Annotated in this window: 18 protein-coding genes; 9 read left to right on the forward strand and 9 right to left on the reverse strand. The window is 74.0% G+C overall.

The genetic code is table 11. The features are described 5' to 3' along the window. Positions 1-99: 99 nt before the first annotated feature. Together LWC33_RS17350 and LWC33_RS17355 are read right to left on the reverse strand one after the other, a co-directional pair. On the reverse strand, positions 100-531 hold the full coding sequence (locus tag LWC33_RS17350; protein ID WP_233305437.1) for an SHOCT domain-containing protein: 432 nt from the start codon (positions 529-531) through the stop codon (positions 100-102). A 76-nt stretch (positions 532-607) separates the two neighbouring features. Then, entirely contained in the window at positions 608-1,042 is a 435-nt protein-coding gene (locus tag LWC33_RS17355; protein WP_233305438.1) for a DUF7144 family membrane protein, read from the reverse strand. Between the two features lie 147 nt (positions 1,043-1,189). Here LWC33_RS17355 and LWC33_RS17360 point away from each other — a divergent pair, with 147 nt between their 5' ends. Genes LWC33_RS17360 through LWC33_RS17370 form a run of 3 tightly spaced genes read left to right on the forward strand, consistent with a single transcriptional unit; the run spans position 1,190 to position 6,844 of the window. Next, positions 1,190-3,883, forward strand: coding sequence for an MGH1-like glycoside hydrolase domain-containing protein (locus tag LWC33_RS17360; protein ID WP_233305439.1), 2,694 nt, complete (start codon positions 1,190-1,192; stop codon positions 3,881-3,883). Next, complete coding sequence (glgX, locus tag LWC33_RS17365) at positions 3,880-6,009, forward strand: glycogen debranching protein GlgX (protein ID WP_233305440.1); 2,130 nt, start codon at positions 3,880-3,882, stop codon at positions 6,007-6,009. The genes LWC33_RS17360 and glgX overlap by 4 nt, the downstream gene beginning before the upstream one ends. A 31-nt stretch (positions 6,010-6,040) precedes the next feature. Further along, positions 6,041-6,844, forward strand: a complete 804-nt coding sequence (locus tag LWC33_RS17370; protein ID WP_233305441.1) for an alpha/beta fold hydrolase — start codon at positions 6,041-6,043, stop codon at positions 6,842-6,844. Between the two features lie 30 nt (positions 6,845-6,874). Here LWC33_RS17370 and ppdK read toward each other — a convergent pair whose 3' ends face one another. Beyond that, entirely contained in the window at positions 6,875-9,595 is a 2,721-nt protein-coding gene (gene ppdK / locus LWC33_RS17375; protein WP_233305442.1) for a pyruvate, phosphate dikinase, read from the reverse strand. 427 nt (positions 9,596-10,022) lie between these two features. Here ppdK and LWC33_RS17380 point away from each other — a divergent pair, with 427 nt between their 5' ends. Further along, the gene (locus LWC33_RS17380) at positions 10,023-10,931 is read left to right on the forward strand and encodes a MerR family transcriptional regulator (RefSeq protein WP_233305443.1); all 909 of its coding nucleotides are present in this window, start codon (positions 10,023-10,025) and stop codon (positions 10,929-10,931) included. A 53-nt stretch (positions 10,932-10,984) separates the two neighbouring features. Here the strand turns inward: LWC33_RS17380 and LWC33_RS17385 are convergent, their stop codons facing one another. The 4 genes from LWC33_RS17385 to LWC33_RS17400 all read right to left on the reverse strand — a co-directional run bounded on the left by LWC33_RS17385 (position 10,985) and on the right by LWC33_RS17400 (position 13,650). Beyond that, positions 10,985-11,617 (reverse strand): maleylpyruvate isomerase family mycothiol-dependent enzyme, encoded by a 633-nt coding sequence (locus LWC33_RS17385; RefSeq protein ID WP_233305444.1) that lies wholly within the window; start codon positions 11,615-11,617, stop codon positions 10,985-10,987. Between the two features lie 7 nt (positions 11,618-11,624). After that, positions 11,625-12,107, reverse strand: a complete 483-nt coding sequence (locus LWC33_RS17390) for an SRPBCC family protein (protein ID WP_233305445.1) — start codon at positions 12,105-12,107, stop codon at positions 11,625-11,627. A 25-nt stretch (positions 12,108-12,132) separates the two neighbouring features. Then, positions 12,133-12,477 (reverse strand): ArsR/SmtB family transcription factor, encoded by a 345-nt coding sequence (locus LWC33_RS17395; RefSeq protein ID WP_233305446.1) that lies wholly within the window; start codon positions 12,475-12,477, stop codon positions 12,133-12,135. A 90-nt stretch (positions 12,478-12,567) separates the two neighbouring features. Beyond that, the gene (locus tag LWC33_RS17400; RefSeq protein ID WP_233305447.1) at positions 12,568-13,650 is read right to left on the reverse strand and encodes a cation diffusion facilitator family transporter; all 1,083 of its coding nucleotides are present in this window, start codon (positions 13,648-13,650) and stop codon (positions 12,568-12,570) included. Positions 13,651-13,688: 38 nt separating this feature from the next. Here LWC33_RS17400 and LWC33_RS17405 point away from each other — a divergent pair, with 38 nt between their 5' ends. Both LWC33_RS17405 and LWC33_RS17410 read left to right on the forward strand, forming a co-directional pair. Next, positions 13,689-14,051, forward strand: a complete 363-nt coding sequence (locus LWC33_RS17405; protein ID WP_233305448.1) for an ArsR/SmtB family transcription factor — start codon at positions 13,689-13,691, stop codon at positions 14,049-14,051. A gap of 251 nt (positions 14,052-14,302) precedes the next feature. After that, positions 14,303-14,911 (forward strand): hypothetical protein, encoded by a 609-nt coding sequence (locus LWC33_RS17410; RefSeq protein WP_233305449.1) that lies wholly within the window; start codon positions 14,303-14,305, stop codon positions 14,909-14,911. A 48-nt stretch (positions 14,912-14,959) separates the two neighbouring features. Here the strand turns inward: LWC33_RS17410 and LWC33_RS17415 are convergent, their stop codons facing one another. Beyond that, positions 14,960-15,994, reverse strand: coding sequence for a VIT1/CCC1 transporter family protein (locus tag LWC33_RS17415; protein WP_233305450.1), 1,035 nt, complete (start codon positions 15,992-15,994; stop codon positions 14,960-14,962). A 161-nt stretch (positions 15,995-16,155) separates the two neighbouring features. On the opposite strand from LWC33_RS17415, the gene LWC33_RS17420 reads away from it, so the two are divergent. Both LWC33_RS17420 and LWC33_RS17425 read left to right on the forward strand, forming a co-directional pair. Next, positions 16,156-17,625 (forward strand): APC family permease, encoded by a 1,470-nt coding sequence (locus LWC33_RS17420; protein WP_233305451.1) that lies wholly within the window; start codon positions 16,156-16,158, stop codon positions 17,623-17,625. Between the two features lie 63 nt (positions 17,626-17,688). Further along, the gene (locus LWC33_RS17425) at positions 17,689-18,825 is read left to right on the forward strand and encodes a hypothetical protein (RefSeq protein ID WP_233305452.1); all 1,137 of its coding nucleotides are present in this window, start codon (positions 17,689-17,691) and stop codon (positions 18,823-18,825) included. Here LWC33_RS17425 and LWC33_RS17430 read toward each other — a convergent pair. Then, positions 18,767-20,218: a glutamate synthase subunit beta gene (locus LWC33_RS17430; RefSeq protein WP_233305453.1), complete on the reverse strand. Its 1,452-nt coding sequence runs from the start codon at positions 20,216-20,218 to the stop codon at positions 18,767-18,769. The two genes, LWC33_RS17425 and LWC33_RS17430, sit on opposite strands and share 59 nt — an antisense overlap. A 164-nt stretch (positions 20,219-20,382) precedes the next feature. Between LWC33_RS17430 and LWC33_RS17435 the strand changes: the two genes are divergently transcribed. After that, positions 20,383-21,897, forward strand: coding sequence for a flavin-containing monooxygenase (locus LWC33_RS17435; RefSeq protein ID WP_233305454.1), 1,515 nt, complete (start codon positions 20,383-20,385; stop codon positions 21,895-21,897). The last annotated feature ends 5 nt before the right edge of the window (positions 21,898-21,902 follow it).

The raw sequence follows: 21,902 nt of genomic DNA on the forward strand, positions 1-21,902 counted from the left end.
ACGAACATCGCCATCGCGAGCAGGAGCCCGAGCACCCGGCTCCCGGTCGGCGCCTCCGCGGCGGCCCCGTCGGTACTCACCCGTCACGGCTCCGGCAGGTCAGGCGGGCTCGCCGACCGAACGGCCGAGTGCCTTCGACTTCAGCGACTCGTACTCCTCCGGAGTGATCGCGCCCTGGTCGAGCAGCCGCTTCGCCTCGGAGATCTGTGCGGTGGGCCCACCGCTGTCGCCGTTCGCGGCGGCGATCCGGCGCACGTCGTGCTCGTACGCCTTGCGGACCGCCGCTGCGTCCGCCTGCCTGCGTTCGCCCATCCTCCGGCCCTCGACGATCAGGTACACCAACGAGCCCAGGATCGGCAGGACGATGATCACCAGCGTCCAGCCGGCCTTGCCCCAACCGCCGATGTCGTCGCGCCGGAAGATGTCACCGAAGATCACGAACAGCAACCAGAACCACACGACGAAGCCGAAGAACACCAGCATCGTCCAGAACAGGTCCAGCAACGGATAGCCGGTCTGTGCGAGCACCATGTCCAACCCCTTTCTCGGGTGTGCCGGTCCGCCCGTCCGGGCGGGCCGTGTGCGGGGCCGGAGCCGGTCCGGGCCCTCAGGCCTTCTCGGCCCGGTACGGGACCAGCGCCCAGATCACGATCAGGTTGAGCGCGATGAGCAGCAGGCCCCAGATCGGGAAGTGCGGCAGGAACGCGAAGTGCGCCACGATGTTCAGCGCGGCCGCCGTGATGCCCAGGGCACGCGCCCAGCTCGCGCCCCGCAGCACCCCGAACCCCGCCACACCGAGCAGCACGGCCAGGACCAGGTGGATCCAGCCCCACGTGCCGACGTCGAACGAGTAGGTGTACTGCGGCGTGCGCACCACGAGCTCGTTCTGCGCGATCGACGTGATCCCGGTCAGGACGCCGCACACCGCTGCGACCAGCATCAGGACGGCGGCGCCCTTGGCGAAGGTCCGGGTGAACTCCGCCTTGCCCCCGGGCGTCGCCGCTCCACCGGAAGCGGCCGGGCGTGTGGCGTCCGTACTCATCGTGGACTCCCTTCGGCGGTCCCGATCTCCGGCGACAGGCTGACCCCTCGTCACCCCTCGCGGCCCCATCCGTGACGGGTGAATCCCCCTCGGTCCGGGGCCCGGAGACTCCGCCCCGGGTGGACGACGACGACGGGGAGGCGCGCGGTGGGCGCGGAGAGCGAGCGGGTGCGGGGATTCGACAGCCTCGACGACGGGCTGCGGACGGGCGATCCGTGGTACCGCTGGGGTCCGTATCTCAGTGAGCGACAGTGGGGCACGGTCCGCGAGGACTACAGCCCCGACGGCGAGGCGTGGTCCTATCTGCCGCACGACCGGGCCCGCTCCCAGGCCTACCGGTGGGGCGAGGACGGGCTGGCCGGCTTCTCCGACGTCGAGCAGCGGCTCTGTCTCGGCCTGGCGCTGTGGAACGGGCAGGACCCGATCCTCAAGGAACGGATCTTCGGGCTCACCGGGCCGCAGGGGAACCACGGCGAGGACGCCAAGGAGTACTGGTGGTACCTCGACGCCGTCCCGTCGCACGCCTGGAACCGCTGGCGGTACCACTACCCGCAGCGCGCGTTCCCGTACGAGGACCTGGTGGCGACCAACGGTTCCCGCGGCCGCAACGACCCGGAGTACGAGCTGCTCGACACGGGTGCCTTCGACGACGACCGCTACTGGGTGGTCGAGGTGCACTACGCCAAGGCCGATCCGGACGACCTGCTGGTCACGGTCGAGGTCACCAACGCCGGTCCCGAGCGCGCCGAGCTGCACGTGCTGCCGACGCTCTGGTTCCGCAACACCTGGTCCTGGGACCCGGACGCCACGGCGCCGGTGATGCGCGCGACCGGCCCCGCGACGGTCGCGGTGCCGCACCCCTTCCTCGGCGACCTCGAGCTGGTCGCGGCGCCGGGGCCCGACGACGCCGCGCCCGAGTTGTTGTTCTGCGACAACGAGACCAACCTGCAACGCCTGTACGGCGAACCGGGACCGCGGTACCCGAAGGACGGGATCAACGACCACGTCGTGGCCGGCGCGGACACGGTCAACCCGGACGGCACCGGCACGAAGTGCGCCGCCCGCTACCGGGTGGCGGTCGACCCCGGCGCGACCGCCGAGCTGCGGCTGCGGCTGCGGCCCGCGGACCGGCCCGGCGACCTCGGCGAGGACTTCACGCGGGTGCGCGACCTGCGGCGTGTGGAGGCGGACGAGTTCTACGCGGAGCTGACGCCCCCGGCGGCCTCCGCCGACGAGGCGAACGTGATGCGCCAGGCCTTCGCCGGGCTGTTGTGGAGCAAGCAGTTCTACTACTACGACGTCGCGCGCTGGCTCGACGGCGACCCGGGCCAGCCACCGCCGCCGGACTCGCGGAAGCAGGGGCGCAACGCCCGGTGGCGCACGTTCAACTCCTTCGACATCATGTCGATGCCGGACAAGTGGGAGTACCCCTGGTTCGCCTCCTGGGACCTGGCCTTCCACTGCGTCGCACTCGCGCACGTCGACCCGGCCTTCGCCAAGTACCAGCTGCTGCTGGTGTGCCGCGAGTGGTTCCAGCACCCGAACGGCGCCCTGCCCGCCTACGAGTGGGACTTCGGCGACGTCAACCCGCCGGTGCAGGCGTGGGCCGCGCTCGAGGTGTTCGCCCTCGACGGCGCCACCGACGTCGACTTCCTCTCCCGGGTCTTCGACAAGCTCCTGCTCAACTTCACCTGGTGGGTCAACCTGGAGGACTCCGACGGCTCCAACGTCTTCGAGGGCGGCTTCCTCGGCCTGGACAACATCGGCCCGATCGACCGCTCCCACCTGCCGCCGGGCTACCTGCTCGAGCAGTCCGACGCGACCGGCTGGATGGCCTCGTACGCGCTGGCCATGGGCGCCATCGCCGCCGTGCTGCGCAACTCCGGCCGGCCCGCGAACGACCTGGTCCGCAAGTTCCTCGAGCACATCGCCGCGATCCGCAACGCGGTGGAGTCGGAGGGCCTGTGGGACATCGAGACCGGGCTCTTCGCCGACCGCCTCGTCGCCCCGGACGGCACTGCCGTGCCGGTGGCGGTGCGGTCCATGGTGGGCGTGCTCCCGATGCTCGCCGCCGGGGTCGCCGACGAGACGACCCTGCGGCGCGCAGCGGCCGCCGGCAAGGACTTCTCCCTGCTGCTCGACCGTCGGGGCCTGGACGACGAGAAGGAGCTCGCGGCGCGCGGGCTGCTGCGCGGGGGTCCCGGGGACCGGCAGCTGCTGCTCGGCGTGGTCGGCGTCGACAAGCTCGACCGCCTCCTCGCCCAGCTGTTCGACCCTGCGGAGTTCCTCTCCCCGCACGGCCTGCGCTCGGTGTCCGCGTACCACCGCGAGCACCCGTACGTGCTCGACGCGCCCGGCCTGCACGCCGAGATCGACTACGAGCCGGCCGAGTCGACCGTCGCGATGTTCGGCGGCAACTCCAACTGGCGCGGACCCGTCTGGTTCCCGGTCAACCACCTCGTCGTCACCTCGCTCGAGCGCTACCACCGCTTCTTCGGCGACGACCACACCGTCGAGTACCCGACCGGGTCCGGGAAGCGGCTGCGGCTCGACGAGGTCGTGGCCGACCTGTGGGAGCGGCTGGTGTCGTTGTTCCTGGTCGGCGACCACGGCCGCAGGCCCTGCTTCGGCGGGGTCGAGCGGCTGCAGCGCGATCCGAGGTGGAAGGACAACCTCCTGTTCAACGAGTACTTCCACGGCGACGACGGAGCGGGGCTGGGGGCGTCGCACCAGACCGGCTGGACGGGCCTGGTCGCCGACGTGATCCGCCGCCGGCACGGCGTGGTCGACCCCGTCGGGGACGTGCTGCGCAGGCTGCGCGAGCAGGGACCGGAGCGGTGAGCGCGCCGGTGCGGGTGCTGCCCGGCACCCTCGCCCCGCTCGGGGCGACCGTGCGCGAGGGCGGCACGAACTTCGCCGTGGCCTCGCGGGCGGACGCGGTCGAGCTCTGCCTCTTCGACGGGCCGGACGAGGTCCGGCTCGAGCTGCCGGAGTACGACGCCGGGATCTGGCACGGTTTCGTGCCGGGCGCCGGCCCCGGCCGGGCCTACGGCTACCGCGCCCACGGGCCCTACGAGCCCGCCCGCGGCCTGCTCTACAACCCGGCCAAGCTCCTGCTCGACCCGTACGCGCGGGCGGTGGCGGGTGAGGTCCGCTTCGGCCCCGAGGTGCTCGGGCACGACCCGGACGACCCCGGCCGGCCGAGCACGCTGGACTCGGCGGCGCACGTGCCGCGCAGCCTGGTCGTCGGCCCGCCGCCGACACTGTCCGAACCGGCGCCGCGCTGGTCCTACGCCGACACCGTGGTCTACGAGATCCACGTCAAGGGGTTCACCGCGGCGCACCCCGGCGTGCCGCCCGAGCTGCGCGGCACCTACGCCGGGCTGGGGCACGACGCCGCCGTCGCCCACCTCGTCGGGCTGGGCGTGACCACCGTCGAGCTGCTCCCGGTGCACCACCACGTGTCCGAGGCCTTCCTCCCCGAGCGCGGCCTCACGAACTACTGGGGCTACAACACGATCGGCTACCTCGCCCCGCACCCCGGCTACTCCGCCGAGGTGCGGCGCGGGCGGCCGGGCGGGGAGGTCGCGGAGTTCCGGGCGATGGTGGACGCCCTGCACCGGGCGGGCCTGGAGGTCGTGCTCGACGTCGTCTTCAACCACACCGGCGAGGGCGACCCGTACGGCCCCACCCTGTGCCACCGCGGCCTCGACAACGCCGGCTACTACCGGCTCGACCCCGCCGACCCGAGCCGCTACCTCGACACCACCGGCTGCGGCAACTCCCTGAACACCGCGGACCCGTTCACGCTGCAGCTGGTCATGGACTCGCTGCGGTACTGGCTGACGGTGATGGGCGTCGACGGGTTCCGGTTCGACCTGGCGCCCACCCTGGCCCGTGACGACGGCGGCTTCGACCGTCTGGCCGCGTTCTTCGACCTCGTCTCGCAGGACCCGGTGGTGTCGCGGGCGAAGCTGATCGCCGAGCCGTGGGACGTCGGGCGGGCGGACAGCTACGACATCGGCCGCTTCCCGCCGCTGTGGCGGGAGTGGAACGGCCGCTACCGCGACACGGTCCGCGACTTCTGGCGCAGCCACGACGGCCTGCTCGGCGAGTTCGCGACCCGGTTCGCCGGCTCCGCCGACCTCTACGGCAGCCGCGGCCGGCGGCCCACCGCCTCGGTCAACTTCGTCACCGCGCACGACGGGTTCACCCTCGCCGACCTCGTCACCTACGATCGCAAGCACAACGAGGCCAACGGCGACGACGACCGCGACGGCACCGACGACAACCGGTCCTGGAACTGCGGCGTCGAGGGGCCGACGGACGATCCCGAGGTGCGGGCGCTGCGGGCGCGGCAGCAGCGGGCCCTGCTGACCACGCTGCTGCTCTCCTTCGGCATCCCGATGCTGTTGGGCGGCGACGAGCTGGGCCGTACCCAGCGCGGCAACAACAACGCCTACTGCCAGGACGACGAGCTGACCTGGTTCGACTGGGCGGACGTCGACGAGGACCTGCTCGCCTTCACCCGCACGCTGATCGCGCTCCGGCGGCAGCACCCGGTGTTCCGGCGCCGGCGGTTCCTGTCCGGCGTCGACTGGCGGAACCTGCGCTGGTACACCCCCTCCGGCACGATCGTCACCGGTGCCGAATGGGCCGACCCGGGCGCCCGCAGCGTCGCGACCTACCTCGACGGCCGGGACGCACCCGACCGCGACGCCGAGGGCCGGGAGCTGCTCGACGACGACTTCCTCGTCCTGGTCAACGCCTGGTGGGAGCCGGTGCGGTTCACCGTGCCCGCCCTCCGCGAGGGTCAGGTCTGGGAGCCCGAGATCGACACCTTCGCCCAAGGCGAGGCGGCGGCGCACGGCAAACCGGGGGCGGGCGACGTCGTGACGGTGCGGCCGCGCTCGGTCGTCGTCCTGCGGGCCTCCTCCGACGGTCCGATCCCGGTCCGACCTGCGTAACCTCCGGGAGATCGGATGCGACCACGGCCGCATGACGGTCCTCGAGCGCGTCCGTTCGGCCGACGGCACCGAGATCGCCCTCGAACAGGTGACCGACGGGCCCCGACGCCTGCTGTTGGTCCCCGGCGGCCCCGCCGGCCGGGGCCGCTGGGCCCGCACCGCGGCACTGCTCGACGGGCACTACGCCTGCTGGCTGATGGACCGCCGCGGCAAGGGCGACTCCGGCGACACCCTGCCCTACGCGTTCGCCCGCGAGTTCGAGGACGTCCGGGCGGCGGCCGGGCGGCTGGCGAGCCTGGGACCGCTGAGCGTGGGCGCGAACTCCAGCGGCGCCTCCGTGGTCCTCGGTGCCGCGGCGGCGGGCGGCCTGCCTGTCGCCGAGCTGTTCCTCTACGAGCCGCCGTGGCCGGTCGACGGCCCGCTGACGCCGCCGGCGACGATCGACGCCCTCGACGTGATGATCACCGACGGCGACCGCGCCGGCGCGGTCGCGCGAGCCCTCACCGAGGTCGTCGGCGTCCCGGCCGAAGCCGTGGCCGGCATGCGCGTCCTGCCCACCTGGCCCGAGCGCGTCGCCCTGGTGCACACCTGGACCCGCGAGATGCGGGAGGTCGACCGGCTGCCCGGGATCGACGCCCTGGCCGCCGTCGACGTGCCGGTGCTGATGCTGCTCGGTGAGCACAGCCCCGACCACATGCGACGGGCGACGACGGCGATCGCCGCCGCGCTCCCCCGCGCGGCGGTCGTCGACCTGGCGGGGCAGGGCCACGGCGCGCTCGACGAGGCACCGTCGGTCGTCGCCGGGGCCCTGCTCGCCCACCTCGCGCCGAGCTGAGCCCGCGGGCCGGGTCCGCCGGCCGGGAACTCAGCGCGGCCCGGCCAGCCCGGCGGCGGTGTCGTCGAGCGTGACCGCGGCCCGGCCCGCCTCGAGCCGGGCGACCGGGACCCGGAACGGGCTGCAGGAGACGTAGTCCAGCCCGATGTGGTGGAAGAAGTGCACCGAGTCGGGATCGCCGCCGTGCTCCCCGCACACCCCCATCTTCAGCCCGGGCCGGGAACGCCTGCCCTCCTCCACGGCCAGGCGGACCAGCCGGCCGACGCCGATCTCGTCGAGCGTCTCGAAGGGCGACACGGTGAACACGCCCTTGTCCAGGTAGAGGGCGAAGAATGCGGCCTCCACGTCGTCGCGGGAGAACCCCCACGCCGTCTGGGTCAGGTCGTTGGTGCCGAACGAGAAGAAGTCGGCGGCCTCGGCGATCCGCCCGGCGGTCAGCGCGGCCCGCGGCAGCTCGATCATCGTCCCGACCGGGATGTCGAGCGTGACGCCCTCACGCTCGGCGACCTCGGCGAGGATGCCGTCGGTCTCGTCGCGGATCAGGTGCAGCTCCATCACCGAGCCGACGAGCGGCACCATGATCTCCACCTCGGGCCTGCCGCCCGCCGCGATCCGCTCGGCGGCGGCCTCGGCGACCGCCCGCACCTGCATGGCGAACAGCCCCGGCACCACCAGGCCCAGCCGCACGCCCCGCAGCCCCAGCATCGGGTTCGACTCGTGCAGCCGCTCCACCGCGGCGAGCAGGGCCTCGTCGGCGGCGGGGTCCTCGCCGCGTTCGCGGGCCACGGCCACCCGGACCGCGAGCTCGGTGCGGTCGGGCAGGAACTCGTGCAGCGGCGGGTCGAGCAGCCGCACCGTCACCGGCAGGCCGTCCATCGCCTCGAACAGCTCGACGAAGTCGGCGCGCTGCAGCGGCCGCAGCGCGTCGAGCGCCTCGGCGCGGCTCTCGGGTGTGTCGGCCAGGACGAGCCGCTCGATCAGGGCGCGCCGCTCGCCCAGGAACATGTGCTCGGTGCGGCACAGGCCGATGCCCTGAGCGCCGAGGCGGCGGGCGCGGGCCGCGTCCTCGCCGGTGTCGGCGTTGGCGCGCACGCGCAGCCGCCGGGTGGAGTCGGCGTGGGACAGGATGCGGTGCACCGCGAGCACCAGCTCCTCGGTCTCCTCGTCCGCCCGGTCCAGGACGGCGTCGAGCCCCTCCTCGAGGTAGCGGGCGACGGGCGAGGGGATCACCGGGACGTCGCCGAGGAACACCTCGCCGGTCGAACCGTCGATCGCGATGCAGTCCCCCTCGTGCATCACGATGTCGCCGACGCGGGCGGTCCGGGCCGCCGCGTCGACGTCGATCGCCTCGGCCCCGCACACGCACGTGCGGCCCATCCCCCGTGCGACGACGGCGGCGTGCGAGGTCTTGCCGCCGCGGCTGGTCAGGACGCCGGCCGCGGCGATCATGCCCGCGAGGTCGTCGGGGTTGGTCTCGCGACGGACCAGGACGACGGGCTCGCCGGCCGCCTGCCGGGCGACGGCGGCGGCCGAGTCGAACACCACCGCCCCGACCGCGGCCCCCGGCGACGCCGCCAGGCCCGTCGCCAGCAGCGTGCGGTCGGCGGCCGGGTCGAACTGCGGGAACATCAGCCGTGCGAGCTGCTCGCCCGTGACCCGGTGCAACGCCTCGTCCAGGGTGATCAGCTGCTCGTCGACGAGCTGGGCGGCGATCCGGAACGCCGCGGCGGCGGTGCGCTTGCCGACGCGGGTCTGCAGCATCCACAGCTTCCCGCGCTCGATCGTGAACTCGATGTCGCAGAGATCGCGGTAGTGGGTCTCGAGCCGCCGCATCACCGCGTAGAGCTGGTTCGCCGACGCGGGGTCCCGTTCGGCGAGGTCGGCGAGGGTGAGGGTGTTGCGGATGCCGGCGACGACGTCCTCACCCTGCGCGTTCGGCAGGTAGTCGCCGTAGACGCCCTGCTTGCCGGTGGCAGGGTCGCGGGTGAAGCACACCCCGGTGCCGGAGTCCGCGCCGAGGTTGCCGAACACCATGGTGCAGATGTTGACCGCCGTGCCGAGGTCGTGCGGGATCCGCTCGCGGCGCCGGTAGAGCCGGGCCCGCTCGGTGTTCCACGAGTCGAACACGGCCTTGATCGCGAGGTCGAGCTGCTCGCGGGGGTGCTGCGGGAACGGGCGGCCCGTCTCCTGCTGCACCACCTTCTTGTAGGCCTCGACCAGCTCCTCGAGGTCGCCGGCGGAGAGGTCGACGTCCTGCGCGACACCACGTTCGCGCTTCATCGCGTCCATGGCGTCGGCGAACTGCCCGCCGTCGATGTCGAGCACCGTCCTGCCGAACATGGCGATCAGCCGCCGGTAGGAGTCCCAGGCGAAGCGCTCGTCCCCGGCCACCGCGGCCAGCCCGCGGACCGACGCGTCGTTGAGCCCGATGTTGAGGACCGTCTCCATCATCCCGGGCATCGAGAACTTGGCTCCCGAGCGCACCGAGACCAGCAGCGGGTCCTCGGGGTCGCCGAGCTGGCGGCCGATCCGGTCCTCGAGCGCGCGCAGCGCCCGGGTCACCTGGACGCGCAGCTCGGCCGGCACCACGCCGTCGGCCAGGTACCGCCGGCACGCCTGGGTGGTCACCGTGAACCCCGGCGGCACCGGCAGCCCGAGCCGGGTCATCTCGGCGAGGTTGGCGCCCTTGCCGCCCAGCAGGTCCTTCTCGTCCTTGCCGCCCTCGGTGAACTCGTAGACGTACTTCTCCATCGGCCACCTCACACGTCGTCGGGCAGGAGGTCCTCGCCCCGCGGTCGAACCGGGGCATCCGATGCTGCCCCGCCGCGGGGACGGGGGCCAGGGCCGAACGCGGGATCACCCCGTCGACGCGTCCTGCGCGCAGGCGGCCCGCCTCCCCGACGGAAGGAGGCGGGCCACGCGCGGCGACGTCCCGTACGGGCGCCGCGGTGGGAGCGGACCGGATCGTGGGCCGGGGTGGGTCGCGCACCACTCCGGGTCGGACCCGGCCGTGTGGGCGCCGGCCCGGTCCGCCTCCGCGGGGGTGGCAACCGGTGGCGCACCGGGCCGGCCTGTCTCCAGGGTGCGGCGCCGGTCCCCGCCGGGCAACGGCCGAACCTACGCATCCGAAACCTCGACGCCGGGCGGCACGGCGGCGCGGGAGGCGCAGGCTGATCCCGTGCCCGTCGCGACCACCCACGACCGTCCGGATCGCCCGTTGACCATCCAGCAGGTGAGCGCGCTGCTCGCGGTGCCGATCTCCACGCTGCGCACCTGGGAGTACCGGTACTCGGTGCCCGGCATCGTCCGTACCCGGGGCGGGCACCGCCGGTACCCGGCCCGGGCGATCGACGAGCTGCGGATCATCCGGGACGAGATCGCGCGCGGCCGGCGCGCCGGCGAGGCTGCGACGACCGCCCGCCTCCTGGTCGACTCCCCCGAGCCCGGCCGCGACCTGGTGGACCGCTTCCTCGACGCGGCCCACACGATGAACCAGTCCGGCATCCGCTCGTGTCTCGACGACGCCGCCCGGCGGTTGGGCCTGGGCGCCACCGTCGATCTCGTGCTCGTGCCCGCCATGCGCCGGATCGGGCACTGGTGGGAGATCGGGACCTGCGACGTCGGCCACGAGCACCTGGCCACCGAGGCCGCCCGGACCTGGCTCGCCCGGCTCGTGGCCTTCGCGCCCGAGCCGCGCCCCGGCGGCGGCGTCCTGCTCGCCTGCGGGCCGCGCGACCTGCACTCGCTGGGACTCGAGGCGTTCGGCATGCTCCTCGCCTCGAACGGACGCGCCTGCCGGGTCCTCGGTGCGCGCACCCCCGTCCCGACCCTGACGATCGCGGTGGAGACGCTGGAACCGGCGGCGGTCGTGGTGGTCTCCCACATGGCCGCGGGTCGACGGTCGGCGGTCGACGCGCTCGCGGCGGTGGCGGCCTCGGGCACGCCGGCCTGCTACGCCGGGAACGCCTTCCTGACCCGCCCGGCCCGTCGTCGGGTGCCCGGTCGCTACCTGGGCGAGAGCTTCCGCGACGCGGCAGGCCTGCTCGACGAGCTCCTGGTCGACCGGTCGGTCGCCGAGCGGGCCTGACGGCGCCCGGTCGGTCGCCGCCGCCACGGAGCAGCGGCGCCATGGCCGGCCGGCTAGCCGATGCGCGCGGCGAGCTCGGGCAGCCCCGGCCCGGACAGCTCACCGGTGATGCCGGGGCGTCCGGCGAGCGCCATCAGCAGCGCCTCGGCCGGCCCCGTGACCTCCGGTCCCGACCCGGTGGTCCAGTCGAGGTCGGTCGCCCGCAGGGTCAGTCCACGGATGCGCGTGCGCGCCCTGATCGGCGGGGCCGTCCTGGCGTAGTCGAGGACGACGAGGAGCCGCTCGGGCGGGATCCGGCGGGGCAGGCCGAGCGGGCGCCGGATGTCCTGGTGGTGGATCGTCCCGTCCGTCAGGGCGATCCGGCCGCCGAACGCGGCGGTCAGCCCCGTGGGCTGCAGGTGGTTCTTCGCCAGGGCGATCAGCTCGTCCGGGCTGCGGTCGGCGTAGGCGGCGACCCCGAGGTCGTTGGCCCGCCCCGGACCACGGCGCAGGAACCGGCCCACCAGCTGGAGGCGCCCGAGCTCCTCGTAGCTGAACATGTGCGCCACCACCTCGCGGACGCACCACTCGCTGCAGAGCGTCGGGGCCTCCCACTGCTCCGGGGTGAGCGTGACGAGCAGGTCGACCAGCTCGCCGCGCTCCTCGCGGGCCATGGCCATCGTGTCCACGGTGTTCACCGGGTCCATCGCCGACTCAGCCCTGCTCGGCGACGGTCTTGGCGAACCCGTCGAGCAGCAGTGCCCAGCCACCGCCCCCGTTGATCGCGTCGTTGATCGCCTGCCCGCCGTCGAGCCGCTCGAAGTGGCGGTGCTCGACCTCGACCAGGCTCTCCCGCGGGCCCGTCGCCGTGAACCGCGCCTCGATCTCGCTGGCCTTGTCCGGGTCGGGGTCGAACTGCCAGGAGCCGTTGATCTGCCAGGTGAACACCAGCCGGCGCGGCGGCTCCCAGACCAGCACCCGGCCCCAGTCGCACTCGCTGCCGTCGACGCCGCGCTCGAACCAGCGTCCGCCCACCCGCGGCTCGAGCACGACCTCGGCGACCTCGGCCTGCCCGATGTGGTACTGGTGCGGCCACCAGGCGTCGACGGAACCGGTGAACACCTCGAAGGCCCGCTCGACGGGGACCGCGAGGCTGACCGTGCCCGTGATGGGCGGGATCGGGGCCGTGCCGCTCATGAGTACTCCTCAGGTGGGTTCTGGGTCAGGTGGGTTCTGCGTCGTCCCGGGGGTCGAAGCCGGGCGCGGTCGCCTCGGCGGTCTTCTGGAAGTCGGTCAGCGCGGCGCTCCACACGCCCTCGAGCCACGTCCGCAAGGCACCGACGCCTTCGGGGTCGATCCGGTAGATCCGCCGGGTCCCCTCTGCCCGGCTGACCACCAGCCCGCCCTCGCGCAGCATCCGCAGATGCTGCGACACCGCGGGCCTGCTGATCGGCAACGCGTCGGCGAGCTCCCGTACGGAACTGGGCCGGCGCGCGAGCAGCTCGAAGATGGCCCGCCGGCTGGGGTCACCGAGGAGCCCCAGTCCGGCATCTCCGTAAGCCGCCACGAACCGTAAGGCTAGACGCACAGAGCCGGACGTCAAGGGCTCGGGCGCCGTCGGCGCCCGGCCCGGCGCGCGGGGCAGGCCGGTGGGCGGTCAGCGCGCGAGGTCGTGGTGGGCCAGTGACGCGTGGTGGGCGTGGCCCTCCGGCCCGTGCGGGCTCACGTGCACGGTCGCGTCGACGAGCTTGGGCACCTCGTGCAGCAGCCGGTGCTTCGCCTCGGCCGCGATCGCGTGCGCGTCGACCACCGACAGGTCGCTGTCGACCTCCAGCCCGGCCTCGGCGCGCACCCGGTGCCCGACCCAGCGCAGGCGCAGCTGCTCGATCCCGCGCACCCCGGGCACCGCGCGCAGGGCCGCATCCGCCCGGTCGACCAGCTCGGGGTCCACCGCGTCCATCAGCCGGCGGTAGATGTCGCGCGCCGCGCCGCGCAGGACGACGAGGATCGCGACCGTGATCAGGAGGCCGACGATCGGGTCGGCCAGCGGGAACCCCGCCAGCACGCCGAGTGCCCCCAGGACCACGGCGAGCGAGGTGAACCCGTCGGTGCGCGCGTGCAGCCCGTCGGCCACCAGCGCGGCCGACCCGATGCGCCGGCCCACCCGGATCCGGTAGACGGCGACGAGCTCGTTGCCCACGAACCCGACGAGACCGGCGGCGACGAGCACGCCGAGATCGGCGATCGGCTGCGGGTCGAGCAGGCGGCGGACGGACTCGTACCCGGCGACCACGGCCGACAGCGCGATCATCGCCACGATGAACACCCCGGCGAGGTCCTCGGCCCGGCCGTAGCCGTAGGTGTAGCGCCGGGTCGGGCGGCGGCGGGACAGCACGAAGGCGATCCACAGCGGTACGGCCGTGAGCGCGTCGGAGAAGTTGTGGATCGTGTCGGCCAGCAGCGCCACCGAGCCGGTCAGCACCACCACGGCGGCCTGCCCCAGGGCCGTCACGAGCAGCGCGACCATGCTGATCTTGAGCGCACGGATGCCGTCGGCGCTCGCCTCGAGGGCCCGGTCGACGGAGTCCGCGGCGTCGTGGCTGTGCGGCCGGACGAGTGAGCCGAGGAACCCCAGCACCCCGCCGGACCCGTGGTCCCCGTGGCCGTGCCCATGACCGTGGCCGTGGCCATGCCCATGACCGTGCCGGTGCTGTCCGCCGGCGCCCCGCTCTCCTGCCATGGTTGGCAGAATGCCCAGCTCAGAGGCATTATGCAACCATGCGCGCGCACAAGGACATCGCAGCTGCCAGTCCGGTGCGGGAGCCACTCGATGCCGACGTGGTGGTCCTCGCCGCGGACGTCCTGCGGCAGTTGGCCGACGCGACCCGCTTCCACCTGCTCGGCCTGCTCACCGAAGGCCCGCAGGACGTGGGCACCCTCACGGCACAGGTCGCGGCCTCGCGGTCGTCGGTGTCGCAGCACCTCGGCCGGCTGCGCCTCGCCGGACTGGTCGGCGCGCGCCGCGAGGGGCGGCGGATGGTGTACCGGCTCACCAGCGATCACGTGCGGAGGCTGGTCGAGGAGACCTACGCGTTCGCCGAGCACGTCGGCCACCGCATCCCGCACCACGACTCGGAGTGAGCGTCGACCGTGCCGACACCGCGGTCGAAGGCGGCGAACCGGCGACGGCTTGCGGGCAGCTTCCAGTTCCGGGGGCACGGAGCGTGGAGGTTTCACCGGGCCACCGCGAGGGAGACTCCGGGCGGCCGGAGACCGCCGGCCGGGACACGGGCTCCTTCGGGGAGGCGAGGAATGATGCGGGACAGGCAGGGGGGCGCCCCCACTGCGCGTCGGGCCGGAACGGGGATCGCGAGAAGGCGGGGAGCGAGTCGATGAACCGACACGAGGCCGGCCCCCCGACCACCCCGCAGCACCTGCCGGTGCTCGGCCGTGGCTCCCACCGCGCCGTCGAGGAGGGCGCCTGCCTGATGGAGTACGTGTCCGTCCTGGCCGGAGCCCCGTTCAGCGATCACCCCCGCTGCACGCATCCGGCTCTGGCCGCACTGGCCCGGATGGTCAACGACGCCGTGCGGGGCGACGCGGCGCGCAGCGAGCTCGCGCTGCTCGCGCCGGACCTCATCGGCGCCGGCCGGTACGAGCTCCAGGGCACCGATGCCGTCGTCGGCTGCTGCCTGGCCGCGGCCGGCCGGCTGCCACGCCGGTCGGCACGCCGGCTGGACCGGATCCGGCGCCGGCTGCGCCACACCGATCCGGACGACGCCGTGACCAGGATGCGGGTCCGGGCCCGGCTGCTGGTGCTGCCACCCGGCATGGCGGTCACCTCCGCCATGCGGCTCGTGATCAGCCGGCTGCACGGACGGACGCGGGCGGAACGCGATGCCCGGCTGTGCGCGCTGCTGCGAGAGGCCACGGCGGCGGTGCGCGGCATCACCCCACGTACGCCGGTCGCACCCACGCCCGTCGGCTCGAGCGGTGGGTGATCCGGCTCCCGACAGCCGGCTCCGCCGGTGGCCGCCGTTCCCGCGGGCTCAGCCGACGGTCGCGCCGAACAGCAGCCCCAGTCCGTAGGTGACCGCCGCGGCGCCGCCGCCGATCGCGAGCTGGCGCAGGGCCCGGCGCAGCGGTGGCCCACCGGAGAGCACGCCGACGACGGCGCCGGTGAGCATCAGCGCGATCCCGACGAGCACGCCCGAGACCGTCACGGCGAGGCCGCCCGACAGGCCGGCGAGGAACGGCAGGATCGGGATCAGGGCACCCGATGCGAAGAACAGGAAGCTCGACACGGCGGCGCCCAGGCTGCTGCCCACCACGTCGTGGCCCTCCGGGACCGGGTTCGTCGCGGCCACGGCGAGCGCGGGGTCGCTGCTGCGCAGCACGTGCTCCGCCCGCTTGCGGGCGTCCTCGGCGGGCAGCCCCCGGGCCCGGTAGACGAGGGCGAGCTCGTTGGCGTCGACGTCGAGCTGCGGCAGGACCCGGGAGGCGTCGCTGATGTCGGGGGCCGACGCCGCCAGCAGCTCGCGCTGCGAGCGCACCGACACGTACTCGCCGGCCCCCATCGACAACGCGCCGGCCAGCAGCCCGGCCAGACCGGTGAGCAGGATCGTGCCGCGGGCCGCCCCGCCGCCGATCACGCCGAGCACGAGGGAGAGGTTGCTGACCAGGCCGTCGTTCGCACCGAAGACGGCCGCCCGGAAGGTCCCGGACACCCGGGCCCGGCCACGCACGGCCAGCCCCCGGACGACCTCCTCGTGGATCCGCTCGTCGGCCGCCATCGCGGGGGTGGCGTCGACGTCCCAGCGGTAGGTCGAGCGGGTTTCCGCCCGCTGGGCGAGCGCCAGCACGAAGACCGAGCCGAACCGCCGTCCGAGCCACGCGAGCAGCCGCATCCGCAGCGAGCCGCGGCCGGCCGAGGCCGCGTCGTCGTCGCCCAGGAGGCGCGCCCAGTGCGCGATGTGCCGCTCCTCCGCGACGGCGAGCCCGAGCAGGATCTCCCGCTCGTCCCCGCTGCGCCGGGCGGCCAGGTCGCGGTAGACCTTGGCCTCCTCCCGCTCGTCGGCCAGCATTCGGCGCCACCGGCGGCGGTTCGCGCGGGACGGCCGCGCGGAGGGGTCACTCCCCGTCGAGCTGTCGTGCATGGGCGACAGTCTGCGCCCCCGGCCCCTCGCGCGCGCGTAACTCCCGACCTCGTCCGGCCGACCCACCCCGGTCGGAAGAGGTGAGCGCCATGGTGCAGAGCTCGACCCCCGGTTCCCGGCTCCGTCGCGGCCTCGGTGTGTGGGAGGCGATCGGGCTCTCCCTGGCTCTCATGGCGCCGTCGATGGCCGCCAACATCAACCCGCAGGGCACGGCGAGCACGGTCGGGCGCGCGGTCCCGCTGGCCTTCGCGCTCGCGACCCTCGGCGTCCTGCTCGTCGCGTACACCTTCGTGCGGCTGTGCCAGCGGTTCCACCACGCCGGCAGCGTCTACGGGTTCGTCGGCGCCACCCTCGGCCCGCGCGCCGGCGTGGTCGCCGGATGGTCGCTGCTGGGGACGTACGTGTTCTACGGCGTGGTCACGTCGACGGCGGCGGGCATCTTCGGGGCCGACGCCCTGCGCGTGCTCGGGATCTGGCCCGACCAGCCGGGTTGGGCGGGGTTCGCCCTGGCCGCGATCGCCCTGCTCGGTGTGCTGGCGCTCGCCGTCGTCCGGGTGCGTGGCGGCACGCGGGTGCTGCTGACCATCGAGGGCGTGACCGTCGCGTTGATCCTCGCGGTCTGCGTGGTGGTCCTCGTCCGGCTGGCCGGCGGCACGGCGCCGGGCGGCCACACCCTCGACGCGTCGGTGTTCACCGTGGCGCCGGGCACCGGCGTGTCCGCGCTGTTCCTCGGCGTGGTGTTCGGCTTCCTGTCCTTCGCCGGGTTCGAGGCCGCGGCCACGCTCGGCGAGGAGGCCCGCGACCCGCGTCGCAGCATCCCTCGGGCGATCCTCGGCACCGCCGTCTTCGGCGGCGTCTACTTCGTGTTCGTCACCACCGTGGAGGTGATGGGCTTCGGCACCGACCCGGCGGGGGTGTCCGCGTTCATCGCGTCGTCGTCGCTGCTCGGCGACCTCGGCGCGCAGTACGTCGCCGGCTGGGTCGGGAACCTCATCACGGTCGGCGCCGCGGTCAGCGCGTTCGGCTGCGCGCTCGCGTGCGCGGTCGGCGGCTCCCGGCTCCTGTTCGCCCTCGCCCGCGACGGCGTCGGGCCGACCGCACTGGCCGGGATCTCGCCGAGCCGCGGGACGCCGGTGCGGGCCACGGCCGTCGTGGTCGGGGCGATGTACCTCGAGGTCGCGCTCGCCTGGTTCGTGCTCGACGCCGCCCCGTTCACGCTGTTCCAGGCCTCGGCGACGATCGGCACGCTGATCCTGCTGGTGGTCTACGCGCTCGCCACGATCGGCGCCGCCCGGCTGCTGTTCTTCTCGGGGCGCCGGGAGGTGGCGGCGTGGGAGGTGGTGGTCCCGGCGCTCGCGCTGGTCCTGCTCGGGTACACGCTGTACCGCAACATCGTTCCTTACCCCGAGGGCGGCGCGGGGACCTATCCCGCGATCTCCGCGGCCTGGATCCTGCTGGGTGTCGCCTGGGTGCTCACCCGGCCCGGGACGGCCCGCGTGGCCGGCACCCGGCTGACCGCGAACGACGGGCTCGGCCCCGCGATCACCCCGCCGGGATGAGGCCCGCGCGATCTTCGGCGCGGCACGATCCGCGGGCGACCCGTCCGAGGGGGAGGCTCCGCGGTGCGACGACGGCGGTTCACGGTCCTGCTCGGCCTGCTCGTCGTGCTGGGCCTCGCCGCGGCACCCGGCTCGGCCGCGGGCTTCGGCACGATCGACAGCGGCGGCCAGAGCCGTGAGCACGAGCGGCTCACCCGGGCGGCCCTCAGCTGCGCCGGTGACGCACGCTCCGATCCCGACTGCTTCGAGCCCACGACGATGGACTACCTCGCCGGGCACGGCCACGAGTTCGGGGCCGTCGGCTCTCCGGACCGCGACGAGCTGTCCGATCCGGCCGCGCACTGCGACGGCGCGGACTACGTCGCGGGCCCGTACCCGCGGACCCGGATGCAGGCCACGGCGTCGCTCGTCGACTGCCTGAACCACATGCGCCTGCGGTTCGGCGAGGGCGTGGACAAGGCGCAGGGACTGCTCGGCCGGGACGGCGAGGTGCTCGCGGCCGAGGTCGGTCTCGACCCGGAGTGCCGGTCCGACGACGAGCGGGAGGAGCGGGCCAAGTGCGCGACGCTCGAGGCGTTCGGCCGGGCGCTGCACGGCGTGCAGGACTTCTACGCCCACAGCAACTGGGCCGACCAGGCCGACCCGGCGCGGCCGATCGGGGACGAGAACCCGCCGGGGCTCGACCTGCCCGCGCCGAGCCCGCTGCTCGACCTGCGCGGCGCCGCGGCGCCCGACCCGCCCGCGGAGCTCAGCACCGGCTGCTACGTGGCCCGCGACGAGGTCCCCGGCGTCGGGGCCTGCCAGCTCCGCGTCACCCACGCCGGGCTCAACAAGGACCGCGGGCAGATCGACCCCGTCACCGGCGCGGCCACCGACCCGACGACGCCGCGCGGCATGGTCGGCACCAACTTCGCCAAGGCCGTGACCGGCGCCGTCACCGAGACCCGCCGCGAGTGGCGGGACTTCCGGTCCGAGCTGGTGGCGCGCTACGGCACCGAGCGCGGCGAGCGCATGGCCTGCGCGCTCACCCACGACGACCCCGTGGACGACTGCGCCGGCGCGAACCCCGTCGTGGCCGCCGTCGTCCTCGCGGGGCTCGTCGCCGTGGCGGTCGGGGCGATCCTCTGGCTGCGGCGCCCGGTCAGGCGATCGGAACGCGGTCGGGCCGGATCGGCCGGGGCAGCAGGTCACGGCCGGTGAGGTAGGCGTCGACCGCGGCGGCCGCGGAACGGCCCTCGGCGATCGCCCACACGATCAGCGACTGGCCGCGGCCCATGTCCCCGGCGACGAAGACCCCGTCCGTGGTGGACATGAAGTCCTCGTCCCGGACGACGTTGCCGCGCGCGTCGAGCCCGACCTTCAGCTGGGCGAGGAGGTCGCCCCGCTCGGCGCCGGTGAACCCGAGGGCGATCAGCGCGAGCTGCGCGGGGACCTCCGTGGTCGCCCCGGCGGGGTGGAAGCGCTTGGTCTCGTCGCGGTAACCCTCCACGAGCGTGACCGCCCGCAGCCCGCCGTCGGCGTCCCCGTGGAACTCGACGGTGTCGACCGAGAACAGGCGCGCCCCGCCCTCCTCGTGCGCGGGCGAGGTCCGCAGCACCGCCGGATAGGTCGGCCACGGCATGTCGGCGGTGCGCCGCTCCGGCGGGCGGGGCCGGATGTCGACGTGCGCCACCGACCGGGCGGCCTGGCGGTGCACGGTGCCCAGGCAGTCCGTACCCGTGTCGCCCCCGCCGATGATGACGACGTCCTTGCCCTCGGCACTGATCGGCGACTCGGCGAGGTCGCCCTCCTGCACCCGGTCCGCCCAGGTCAGGTAGTCCATCGCGAGGTGCACCCCGGTCAGGTGCCGGCCGGGTACGGGCAGCTCGCGCGGGGCGGTGGCGCCGCAGGCCAGCACGACGGCGTCGGACTCGTCGCGCAGCCGGTCGGCGCTGACGTCGACGCCGACCTCCACGCCCGCCCGGAAGGCCGTGCCCTCGGCGAGCATCTGCGCCAGCCGCCGGTCGAGCCGGCGCTTCTCCATCTTGAACGCGGGGATGCCGTAGCGGAGCAGGCCGCCGATCCGGTCGGCCCGTTCGCACACCACGACGTCGTGCCCCGCCCGGGTGAGCTGCTGGGCCGCGGCCAGGCCCGCCGGCCCCGACCCGATCACCACGACCGATCGTCCCGTCCGCCGCGGCGGCGGGAGCGGCCGCACCCAGCCCTCGTCCCAGGCGTGGTCGACGATCTGCAGCTCGACCTGCTTGATCGACACCGGGTCGGCGTTGATCGCCAGCACGCACGACGCCTCGCAGGGCGCGGGGCAGAGCACTCCGGTGAACTCGGGGAAGTTGTTCGTGGCGTGCAGCCGCTCGCTCGCCTCCCGCCAGCGCTCGCGGTGGACCAGGTCGTTCCACTCCGGGATGAGGTTGCCCAGCGGGCACTCCGCGTGGCAGAACGGCACCCCGCAGTCCATGCAGCGCCCGGCCTGCTCGCGCAGCGCCGGCTCCGGCAGCGGCTCGTACACCTCGCGCCAGTCGCGCAGCCGCAGGTCCACCGGGCGCCGGGGAGTGGGCCGGCGTGCGGTGCGCAGAAAACCCCAGGGGTCACCCACGGCGGGCCTCCCGTCGGTGTGGTGCACGTACGGTGCACCCCCGCGCGGCCCGTGACAACGGCCCGTCGGGCCCAATCTCGCCCGGACCCGCTCGGCGGACGTTGCGCGATGCACTCCGCACTACCATGACGTGGATCACACCCCGTGTACCGGAGGTCGAGCCGATGACGTCTGCACCCGCGAGCGCTCCCCAGGACACCACCGACAGGGCCGTCGAGGAGGCCGGCCACGTCGACGTCCTCATCGTCGGCGCCGGCGTCTCCGGCATCGGCGCCGCCCACCACCTGCAGGAGAGCTTCCCCGACCGGACCTTCCTCCTCCTCGACGCCCAGCCGGACCGCGGCGGGACCTGGTGGACCCACCGGTACCCGGGCGTGCGCTCCGACAGCGACCTGTTCACCTACGGCTACCGGTTCAAGCCGTGGCGCGGCCCGTCGATCGCCGCCGGGGAGGAGATCCTCGCGTACCTCGACGAGGTCCTCGACGAGGACGACCTGCGGCGGCACATCCGCTACCGGCACCGGGTCGTCGCGGCCGCCTGGTCGTCCGAGGAGCGCCGGTGGGCCGTCGAGGTCGACCAGGAGGAGACGGGCCGGCGGCTGCGCTTCACCACCGACTTCCTGTGGATGTGCCAGGGCTACTACAACCACGCCGAGCCGTACCAGCCGCGGTGGGAGGGCATGGACCGCTTCGGCGGCACGATCGTGCACCCCCAGGACTGGCCCGAGGACCTCGACCTCACGGGGAAGCGCGTGGTCGTCATCGGCTCCGGCTCGACCGCTTCGACGCTGATCCCCGCGATCGCCGAGACGGCCGACCACGTGACGATGCTGCAGCGCTCGCCGTCCTACTACTTCGCCCCGCCCGTCACGCACGAGCTCGCGGTGCAGCTGCGCGCGCTGGACATCCCCGAGGAGTGGACCCACGAGATCATGCGCCGCCAGTACATGTCGCAGTTCAACTGGCTGGCCCGGGCGTCGCTGGAGACACCCGAGGAGGTCCACACGTTCCTCATGGAGTCGATGCGCCCGCTGCTGCCGGAGGGCTTCGACGTCGAGAAGCACCTCACCCCGCGGTACCGGCCGTGGCAGCAGCGCATCGCCATCGTGCCGGACGGCGACCTCTTCGCCGCCCTGCGCGCGGGCAAGGCGTCGATCGTCACCGACACGATCACGGAGTTCACCGAGAAGGGCATCCGCGTCGGCTCGGGCGACGAGATCGAGGCCGACGTGGTGGTCACCGCCACCGGCTTCAACCTGTCGGCCTTCGGCGACGTCGCCTTCCGCGTCGACGACGAGCCGGTCGACTTCACCCGCAAGGTCACCTGGCGCGGGATCATGATCAGCGACGTGCCGAACATGGCCTACATGTTCGGCTACTTCCGGCACAGCTGGACCCTGCGCGTCGACCTCGTCGCCGACCTGGTGTGCCGGATGTGGCGGCACATGCGCGACAAGGGCGCCACGGTGGTCGTCCCCACGCTGCGGCCGGGCGACGCCGACATGCCGCTGCGCCCGTGGTCGGACCCGGAGAACTTCAACTCCGGCTACGTCCTGCGCTCGCAGCACGTGCTCTTCAAGCAGGGCGACCGCGAGCCCTGGACGCACATGCTGGAGCACGAGGAGGAACAGGCGATCTTCCCGAAGGCCGACCTCGACGATGGCCTCGTCTACCGCTGAGCCCG

Origin of the sequence: Pseudonocardia terrae (assembly GCF_021343995.1) — a bacterium.
GTDB classification, from domain to species: domain Bacteria; phylum Actinomycetota; class Actinomycetes; order Mycobacteriales; family Pseudonocardiaceae; genus Pseudonocardia; species Pseudonocardia terrae.

Coding starts and splice junctions, on each gene's coding strand:
- LWC33_RS17355 (WP_233305438.1), bottom strand. CDS start 1,042: ATGAGTACGGACGCCACACGCCCGGCCGCTTCCGGTGGAGCGGCGACG.
- LWC33_RS17415 (WP_233305450.1), bottom strand. CDS start 15,994: ATGCTGGCCGACGAGCGGGAGGAGGCCAAGGTCTACCGCGACCTGGCC.
- LWC33_RS17350 (WP_233305437.1), bottom strand. CDS start 531: ATGGTGCTCGCACAGACCGGCTATCCGTTGCTGGACCTGTTCTGGACG.
- LWC33_RS17370 (WP_233305441.1), top strand. CDS start 6,041: ATGACGGTCCTCGAGCGCGTCCGTTCGGCCGACGGCACCGAGATCGCC.
- LWC33_RS17410 (WP_233305449.1), top strand. CDS start 14,303: ATGAACCGACACGAGGCCGGCCCCCCGACCACCCCGCAGCACCTGCCG.
- LWC33_RS17390 (WP_233305445.1), bottom strand. CDS start 12,107: ATGAGCGGCACGGCCCCGATCCCGCCCATCACGGGCACGGTCAGCCTC.
- LWC33_RS17400 (WP_233305447.1), bottom strand. CDS start 13,650: ATGGCAGGAGAGCGGGGCGCCGGCGGACAGCACCGGCACGGTCATGGG.
- LWC33_RS17435 (WP_233305454.1), top strand. CDS start 20,383: ATGACGTCTGCACCCGCGAGCGCTCCCCAGGACACCACCGACAGGGCC.
- ppdK (WP_233305442.1), bottom strand. CDS start 9,595: ATGGAGAAGTACGTCTACGAGTTCACCGAGGGCGGCAAGGACGAGAAG.
- LWC33_RS17405 (WP_233305448.1), top strand. CDS start 13,689: ATGCGCGCGCACAAGGACATCGCAGCTGCCAGTCCGGTGCGGGAGCCA.
- LWC33_RS17385 (WP_233305444.1), bottom strand. CDS start 11,617: ATGGACCCGGTGAACACCGTGGACACGATGGCCATGGCCCGCGAGGAG.
- LWC33_RS17420 (WP_233305451.1), top strand. CDS start 16,156: ATGGTGCAGAGCTCGACCCCCGGTTCCCGGCTCCGTCGCGGCCTCGGT.